Annotated in this window: 8 protein-coding genes and 1 pseudogene; 3 read left to right on the top strand and 6 right to left on the bottom strand. The window is 61.7% G+C overall.

The features are described 5' to 3' along the window. Positions 1-115 precede the first annotated feature (115 nt). Positions 116-1,132, bottom strand: coding sequence for an arginase family protein (locus tag EN925_RS13805; protein ID WP_245469526.1), 1,017 nt, complete (start codon positions 1,130-1,132; stop codon positions 116-118). A gap of 190 nt (positions 1,133-1,322) precedes the next feature. On the opposite strand from EN925_RS13805, the gene EN925_RS13800 reads away from it, so the two are divergent. Then, complete coding sequence (locus EN925_RS13800; protein ID WP_127368492.1) at positions 1,323-1,892, top strand: cupin domain-containing protein; 570 nt, start codon at positions 1,323-1,325, stop codon at positions 1,890-1,892. Positions 1,893-1,992: 100 nt separating this feature from the next. Here the strand turns inward: EN925_RS13800 and EN925_RS13795 are convergent, their stop codons facing one another. The 5 genes from EN925_RS13795 to EN925_RS13775 are packed head-to-tail and all read right to left on the bottom strand — an operon-like array spanning position 1,993 to position 6,547. Further along, a complete protein-coding gene (locus tag EN925_RS13795; RefSeq protein ID WP_164753839.1) occupies positions 1,993-2,406 on the bottom strand; it encodes an acyl-CoA thioesterase in 414 nt (137 codons plus the stop codon). Continuing rightward, positions 2,403-3,338, bottom strand: a complete 936-nt coding sequence (locus EN925_RS13790) for a 3-keto-5-aminohexanoate cleavage protein (protein ID WP_063168755.1) — start codon at positions 3,336-3,338, stop codon at positions 2,403-2,405. The genes EN925_RS13795 and EN925_RS13790 overlap by 4 nt, the downstream gene beginning before the upstream one ends. Positions 3,339-3,369: 31 nt before the next feature. Then, positions 3,370-4,476 (bottom strand): ABC transporter ATP-binding protein, encoded by a 1,107-nt coding sequence (locus EN925_RS13785; RefSeq protein ID WP_063168756.1) that lies wholly within the window; start codon positions 4,474-4,476, stop codon positions 3,370-3,372. Then, entirely contained in the window at positions 4,476-5,213 is a 738-nt protein-coding gene (locus EN925_RS13780) for a GntR family transcriptional regulator (RefSeq protein ID WP_063168757.1), read from the bottom strand. Before EN925_RS13780 ends, EN925_RS13785 begins: the two co-directional genes overlap by 1 nt. Further along, complete coding sequence (locus EN925_RS13775; RefSeq protein WP_127368868.1) at positions 5,213-6,547, bottom strand: aminotransferase class III-fold pyridoxal phosphate-dependent enzyme; 1,335 nt, start codon at positions 6,545-6,547, stop codon at positions 5,213-5,215. Before EN925_RS13775 ends, EN925_RS13780 begins: the two co-directional genes overlap by 1 nt. A gap of 121 nt (positions 6,548-6,668) precedes the next feature. Between EN925_RS13775 and EN925_RS13770 the strand changes: the two genes are divergently transcribed. After that, positions 6,669-7,724, top strand: a complete 1,056-nt coding sequence (locus EN925_RS13770) for an ABC transporter substrate-binding protein (protein WP_063168759.1) — start codon at positions 6,669-6,671, stop codon at positions 7,722-7,724. A gap of 55 nt (positions 7,725-7,779) precedes the next feature. Further along, positions 7,780-8,055: pseudogene (locus EN925_RS13765) on the top strand (hypothetical protein); the annotation flags it as partial.

Raw genomic sequence — 8,055 nt, 5'->3', positions numbered from 1 at the left:
ACAGGAGACAGCGAAAGAATGGCGCCACCGCATCGGCATCGAAAGTCCGGAGCCGCGAGCCGCGACGCCATCACCGATGGCGTCGGCGCGCTCCTGTAGCGGCCAAGGCCACGCGTCAGTGCGTCTCGGCATTCTTTGCGGCGATCAGGCAGATCAGTTCGTACATCATCACCATGGCGACCTGCGCCGTGATCTGGTTGGGGCTGTCCTTGGTCGGCATCAGGCAGACGACGTCCCCACCGATGATGTTGAGCCCCTTCAATCCTTGCAGAAGGCGCGTCGCCTCGCGGATGGTCAGGCCGCCGAAGCCCGGCTCGAGGTTCGAAACCCCGGGAGCGACGGAGGGGTCGAGGCTGTCGAGATCGAAGGTGATGTAGGCGGGGCGATCGCCAACCCGCTCGCGGATCATCTCCACCATGCGCTCTATGCCCAAGCGTTCGAACTCGTCCATCGTAACAACCCGATAGCCCAGAGCGCGACTCGAGCCGCCAACGCCGCCGGTGTGGATATCCGCCGCCGGATGACCGCGCATGCCGATCTGGATGCTGCGTTCCGGGTCGACCGCACCTTCCTTTGCCGTATAGGCCGCCCAGTGCGCCGCCGAACGCTTCGCGCCAAGCCAGTGGGGCATGTTGTCGTAGGAATCGGTGTGCGCGTCGAAATGGATCAGCGAGCAGGGCTGGCCTCCCGACAGGCGCCGGCCCGGTCCGGCGATGGCCTTGATGATAGGCCCGGTGATCGAGTGATCGCCGCCGATGGAAACCGGGTTTGTGCCGGCGGCGTCGAGCCGGGCGTAGAAGGCTTCGATGTCGCGGACACAGGCCTCGTTGTTCATGGCCTCGGGCAGGGGAACGTCGCCAAGATCGCTGATCTTGGCGGCATCCCATGGCGAAAAGCCGTGCACCCCGTGCGAGCGGCGATAGTAGCCCGACACGTTGCGGACCGCACGCGGGCCAAGATGTTGGTCGCGCTCCGTCGAGCCGTTTCCGGAGCTGTGCGGCACGCCGACCAGGCCGATATCCACATCGGCCGGAGTCTCCGCTACCGGGCAGCGGAAAAACGTCGCGATGCCCCACCAGTACCAACTCTGCGAACTGCGCCTGGCTTCGGCAATATCGTCTTGGCTCATCATCGCTCCTTCATCCGTATGCTGGCGGGGAAGGCTCGCCTCATGGCACCGCCGCCTCCTCGAAATTCATCTGGATGCTGGTGGGGAATTCTGTATAAGTCAACAAAGTTGTTCTATACAGAACACATAAAATTCCGGCTTGTACGGCGGACCGAGCTGACGGTATGGGATTGAACATGCTGAGAGCGCAATCATGACGAGTGGCACCCAGAGGCCGTCCACGGCCCGCATCGGTGATGCCCTGCGCAATCGACGGCGCGAACTGGACCTTACCCTCCAGGCCGTGGCGGATGGCGTTGAAGTCAGCAAGGGTTTTCTCAGCGAAGTCGAACGCGACAAGGCCTCGCCCTCGGTGGCAACGCTCGTTCGCCTGTGCGACATTCTTGGAATTACGATCGGCAGCCTGTTCCAGCATGACAACACGGCTGTCGTCCGCGTTGACGCGCGCACTCCGGCGGTGCTCGGCGGCACCGACCTTTCAGACTTCCTGCTCAGCCCGAAATCCGCGGTTCGGACGCAGGCGATCCTGTCGATCATGGCGCCGGGCGGCACCGGCGGCGACAAGCTCTACAGCTGGCGTTCGGAAGAGGAATTCGTGTTCGTCGTCGAGGGCAGCGTGACCGTGTTGCTCGAAGGCGAGGAGTTCGTCCTGCTCGAAGGCGACGCCATGACTTTCGACCCAAGACGCCTCCACACCTTCCGCAACAGTTCCGCCACCAAGCAGGCGCAAGCGCTTTTCATCCTGTCGCCGCCGTCCGTCTAGAGGCGCAGTCATCTTAAGCCAGCGTAGTCCGATGACGTCGGCTTTCGGGAAACGGCGAAGCTGGTCTTAACGACCGACTTGAGGCGCAAAGCTGCCGGCTTCACCCCCTCGGGAGTTTCGCGCTCGCCTGCCGGGCCTCGCCTTCGATCTCGATCTTGCTCCGCGCTTGAAGATCGAAGCGCACCGTTACGGTGCGCATGCGCGCATGCAGGACTCCGTCCAGCGTACCGCGCATTTCATGCAGATAAGTCAGCGACGATTTCCCAAGCTTTTCTATAACGCTGCGAACGGTGACCAGAGTTCCCACCGCGGTTTCATGCACGTAGTCGATCTCCATCCTCACATCCGCCCAGCCAAGGGTCGGCGTCAAACGAGGATCGGCAATCCTGCCCAGCAACTGGAAACTGGCGTCATCGAACATCGCCACATAATGACGAACGTTGAGATGGCCCATCGCGTCGCACATCCAAGGATGCACGACGCCGACATAGGTTTCGATGCCGGGGGGCGTCAAAACCCGACCTCATGTGCGCCCTTGAGATCCAGCAGTTGACGGGCTTCGTCGGGCGTCGCGATTTCGAGCGACAACTCGTTGAGAATGCGCTTTATCTTGGCCACCTGTTCGGCATTGCTCTTGGCGAGCGTGCCCTTGCCGACATAGAGGCTGTCTTCCAAACCGACCCGTACATTGCCGCCCATGATCGCGCCCATCGTGCAGAGATTTATCTGGTGCTTGCCCGCGGCAAGGATCGACCAGAGATAGTCGTCTCCGAACAGCCGATCAGCCGTCCTGCGCATGTGCATCATGTCTTCTGGGTCGGCGCCGATACCGCCCAGCAGCCCGAAGATCGTCTGGACGAAAAGCGGCGGCTTCAGCAGCTTGCGGTCGAGAAAGTGCGCAAGCGTGTAGAGGTGACTGACATCGTAGCACTCGAACTCGAACTTCGTGCCATAAGCCTGGCCGACCTCGACGATGATCCGCTCGATCTGCTCGAACGTGTTGGAGACGATGCCCTTCTTTGTGTCTTCCAGATAGCCCTTCTCCCAGTCGTACTTCCAGTCGGTGTATTTCGGCGCGATGTGGTGCAAGGCGAAATTCATAGATCCCATATTGAGCGAGCAGAGTTCCGGCTTCGAAGCGTGCGCCGCTTCAAGGCGCTCTTCGAGGGTCATCTTCAGCCCGCCGCCGGTGGAAATGTTCATCACGGCGTCGGTCTGCTGCTTGATGCGCGGCAGGAAATCCATAAACAGCCTGGGATCAGGGGTAGGCTTGCCGGTCTCCGGATCGCGGGCATGCAGATGGATCACCGACGCCCCGGCTTCGGCTGCTCCGACAGCGGCGTCGACGATCTCGGACGGCGTTATCGGCAGATACGGGCTCATCGTCGGCGTGTGGATCGAGCCGGTGACCGCACAGGTGATGACGACTTTCGGCGATTTCTTCATGGTTGAACTCTCCCTTGTCTGCCTTTTGTTGTTATCTATCGAGAGCGAGGCAATCCTCACGACCACAGCCCAATCGAACCGCCTCGCCCGCATTGAGTTCGGACCGAGACGACGATGCGGCAAGCTTGACAATGAATTTCAGGCCGCCCGCCGTCACAGCGACGAGCCGGATGTGATCGCCGACATAGACGGACTGAACGACGGTTGCCGCGATCACGTTGAGGGCGGTGGAGCCTTCGTGCAATAAGGACATGCGCTCGGGCCTGATCGACAGCGTCACCCTGGCGCCCGTAGGGGGCGTCGCGCCAGGGGAAATGGCGTTCAACACCAGATCGCCATCGTCGAGATGGACGGCCACGCCACCATTTTCACCGCCGGCAAGCACGGTGCCGGACATGCGGTTGTTCTCGCCGATGAAGCTCGCCACAAAGCTGCCCGTCGGACGCTCATACAGTTCGCGTGGTGTCGAAAGCTGCTCGATGCGGCCGGCGCTGAACACCGCGATCCGGTCGGACATGGTCAGCGCCTCGGTCTGGTCGTGGGTCACATAAACGAACGTGACGCCAAGCCGGGCATGGATTTCCTTGATTTCGAACTGCATCTGCTCGCGCAGTTGCTTGTCTAGGGCGCCGAGCGGTTCGTCCATCAGGACAAGATTTGGTTCGAAGATCAGGGCGCGGGCAACCGCGACGCGTTGTTGCTGCCCACCCGAAAGCTGCGCCGGACGCCGGTTGCCGAATTCGGGCAACTGGACCATGTCGAGAACGTTCCTGACACGTTGCGTCACCTCCTCGCGGCCAAGTTTGCGGACCTCGAGTGGGAAAGCCAGATTTTCGGCGACCGTCATGTGCGGGAAAAGCGCGTAGTTCTGGAACACCATGCCGATGCCGCGACGATTGGCGGGAACGTTGTCGATGCGCTGACCGTCAATGAGGATTTCGCCCTCGGTCGTATCCTCGAATCCGGCAAGCATCATCAACGCCGTCGTCTTGCCGGATCCCGAAGGCCCCAGCAGCGTCAGGAATTCGCCGCGCATGATTTCCAGGTCGAGCTGACGCACCGCCTGGACGGTCTGCCCGTAGCGCTTGCTGACGCCACGAAACTCGACATGAACCGGGCCATGCGGGGATCCGCCCATCACCGCGCCTGCGCCTTCGGATCACGGCGTACCGAAGCCGGGCGTTTGCGCGCAGGTTGAGCCTCAGCCGCCGCCGCGGCGCGAAGAATGATGTCGGCGGCCTCGCGCAGATCGGCAACCAGCGCCTTGCGCGCAGCCGCGCCATCGGCGCGACGCAGCGCCGCGAGCATTTCGTCGTGATGGTCCAGGCCCAGGCCGTAGGTCACGTCGGAGCGGACGATGTTCAGAAACGGTCCTGCCTGCAGCCACAATTTCTCGATGATCTGCTGGATGAGAGGTGAACGCGCGGCATGGTACATCGTGAAATGGAAGCGCCTGTTCAGGCCGAGATAATTAGCCATGACATTGCTCTCGACGCATTCGCGCATCAGCCCGTTCAGCTTCGCCAATTCATCGAGTTCTTCGGGCGTGATGGTCGTCGCGGCCCACTCGGCCGCCGTCCCTTCGACGCTGCAGCGCACACGCACCAGATCCGAAATACGCGCCACCGTGGCCTCAGGGACAATGACGCCCCGATTTGGGTGGTCGAACATCGCCTCGTCGCTGACGAGTTGCCGCAAGGCCTCGCGCACCGGCATGGCGCTGGTCCGGTACTGTTCGGCAAGCTGTCGTACGACCAGTCTCTGGCCGGGCAGGAAGTCACCGTTCATCAGTGCCTCCTTCAAGCCCGTATGTACACGAACATGAGCTGTCTTTTGCGCGGCCGAGCCGGCAGTGGCATCCTTGCGATCGAGCATCAGTTTGTCCGGCGCGGCAGTATTTTGAGGTTGCTCGACAGGAAATCGTCGAATGCGGCGGCGAAGCCGTCGAGTTCTGCGTCGCCAAATGGCAGTGACAACGCCAGCATGCCGCGCGGCGTCACGTAGTACCCTCGCAACAGCATCTCGATATGCCAAAGCGCAATCGCCGATGGATCGGCATCGTCGAGCCGCGCCGGCGTGTCCACCGGCCCCCTGACGAAATGCAGGTTCATCAACGACCCGCGCCCTATGACGATGCCCTCGACGCCATACCGCTCAAGGGAGACGTTCATCGCTTCACGCAAGCGATCGCCGCGCGAATTGATGGCGCGGCTCGCCTCTTGCGTCAGCACCTGCGTCAGACCGGTGAAACCAGCAGCCATGCTGAGAATATTGTTGTTGAACGTCCCGCCATGCGAAAACGCACCAGGCAAAGCAGGATCGAAGCGGTCGACGAGATCCGCGCGTCCACCGAATGCGCCAAAACTCGCACCGCCGCCGATGTACTTTCCGAGCGTCACGAAATCGGGAAAGATTTCATGTGCGCCATGGAGCGCGCGGTAGTCGAGGCGCGAGGTCATCACCTCGTCGAAGATCAGCAGCGCGCCGGTCTCCTTCGTCGCGGCGCGCAGCGCTTCCAGGAACTCACGCGTCGCCGGGATGCAGCCGCCGCCGCCCATCATCGGTTCGACGATCACCGCGGCAAGTTCGTCGCCCTGTTCCTTGATGAGCGCCACGGCGCCTGCACTATCGTTGTAGTCGGCGAAGACAAAGGGGAAAGGCAAATTGAGCGGTGAGCCGCCATGCGCGAAGGTGAGTACGCCGCCATGATAGCCCTCGCGGAAGGCGAGGATCTTCGAGCGCTGCGTGATGGCGCGAGCCGCCGAAATCGCCATGATGTTCGCCTCGGTGCCCGAGTTGCAGAAGCGCACGCGCTCGATGGCCGGAAAACGGTCGACCACCGCGGCAGCCAGGCGCGCCTCATAGCGGTTGGGTGCGCCCAACATGATGCCACCCTGTATGACGTCCACAAGGGCCGCCGAAATCGCCTTGTCGGAGTGGCCGTAAAAACCGGCACTGTATTCCGAGACCAGGTCGACATAGGTATGGCCGTCCAGATCGGTCACCCTGCAGCCTTCACCGGAAACAAACGATACGGGGAATGGCCGATACCATAGAACAGCCCTCGTATTGCCGCCCGGCAACGATGCCGCGGCCTCGTTCTGACGCGCCCGGCTGTTCGGGTTGGCGTCAGCGAAACGCTGTCGCGCCTCGTCCAGAACAGCAGCGAGACTGACATTGGCGCGCACGTCTCTAGTGCCTTGCAGCATTCGATCAAATCCCTTTGGCTTTTTCACTTTTTTACACCGTACCGTAAATTCCTGTTGCTAATCAATCAATTTTGCGTTTGAAATTTGATCAAATCTACAACGATAAGAAAGGGGAACTGCAATGAGGACTTATCTGCAAGCCGTATCTGCCGCCGCGATCTGCCTCGCGACCTCGGCTTTGGTCGCGTCCGCGGCCGACCCCGTCACGGTAGTCGGCTGGGGTGGTACATGGGACAAGGCCTACAAGGATGGGGTCTGGGACAAGTACACCGAAAAGACGGGCGTCCCGATCGTCATGGAAGAGTGGGGCGGCGAGGTCGCCAAGGTGCGTGCCCAGGTGCAGGCGGGCAACATCACCTATGACGTCGTCTCGGTCGAAGCGCCCGCCATGGAAGTCGGCTGCGCCGAAGGCCTGTTCATTCCGCTGACGCCAGAAATCACAGGCGACGCGGCCAATTATTTGCCGGGCACCCTGCACGAATGCGGCGTCGCGTCCGATACCTGGGCCACGGTCCTCGCCTACAACACAAATGTCTACAAGGGCGACGCCGCGCCGAAGAGCTGGGCGGATTTCTGGAACGTCGAGAAATTTCCGGGAAAGCGTGGCCTCTACCAGCAGGCGCAGTTCACGCTGGAAAACGCGCTGATGGCCGACGGCGTTAAGCGCGAGGACATGTACAAGGTGCTGGCCACGCCGGAAGGTATCGACCGGGCTTTCGCCATGCTCGACAAGATCAAGCCGAACGTCGTCTGGTGGTCCACCACGACGCAGGGCATCCAGAACCTCGACAGCGGGGAAGTGACGCTCAGCGACGCGTTCAATGCACGCATCACCAACGAAGCCATTAACGAGAAAAAGCCCTACGCCATCGCATGGGACGCAGGCTTCTTCTACGGCACCGACTACTGGGCCGTGGTGAAGGGCGCACCGCACCAGCAGGGCGGGCTGGATCTCCTCAAGTGGTTCTCCATCCCTGAAAATCAGGCCGGCTTCTCGAAACTCTATGCCTATGGCACCGGCCGCAAGGAAGCCGCCGACCTCATTCCCGCGGATTGGAAGGCCAACCTGCCGACGTCGCCGGAGCACCTCCAGTACGGCGCCGCCTATAACAACGACTTCTGGACCGAGCACAAGGAAGCGCTGGAAGAACGCTTCAAGGCTTGGCTCGCGAAGTAACCCAGGCATGTTGGTCGGGACAAAGCCGGCTATAAAGCGGCGCCAACGGGGCGGCATGCTCGCCCTGTTGACGGCCCCGCTTATCCTGTTCGTCGTCATTCTGTTTCTGTGGCCGGTGGCGCGCTTCCTCGCTCTGGCCGTCGACAACTCGGATTTTTCGAACAACCTGCCGCACACAATTGCCGCTCTGGCAGGCTGGAAAGCAGATAGCGGCCTGCCTGGCGAACCCGTCTTTGCAGCACTCGTCGAGGACCTGGCCGACGCGCGGCGCGCCGGAAAGGAAGGCGTACTGGCGCAACTCGTGAACCAGCGCGTCGGCCAGGTCCTCGAC

It is taken from the genome of Mesorhizobium sp. M7A.F.Ca.US.006.04.2.1, from assembly GCF_004022915.1.
In the GTDB taxonomy this organism is placed as follows: Bacteria; Pseudomonadota; Alphaproteobacteria; order Rhizobiales; family Rhizobiaceae; genus Mesorhizobium; species Mesorhizobium ciceri.
Note: the sequence above shows the minus strand (reverse complement) of the source record. Positions and strands in the feature narration are given on the sequence as shown.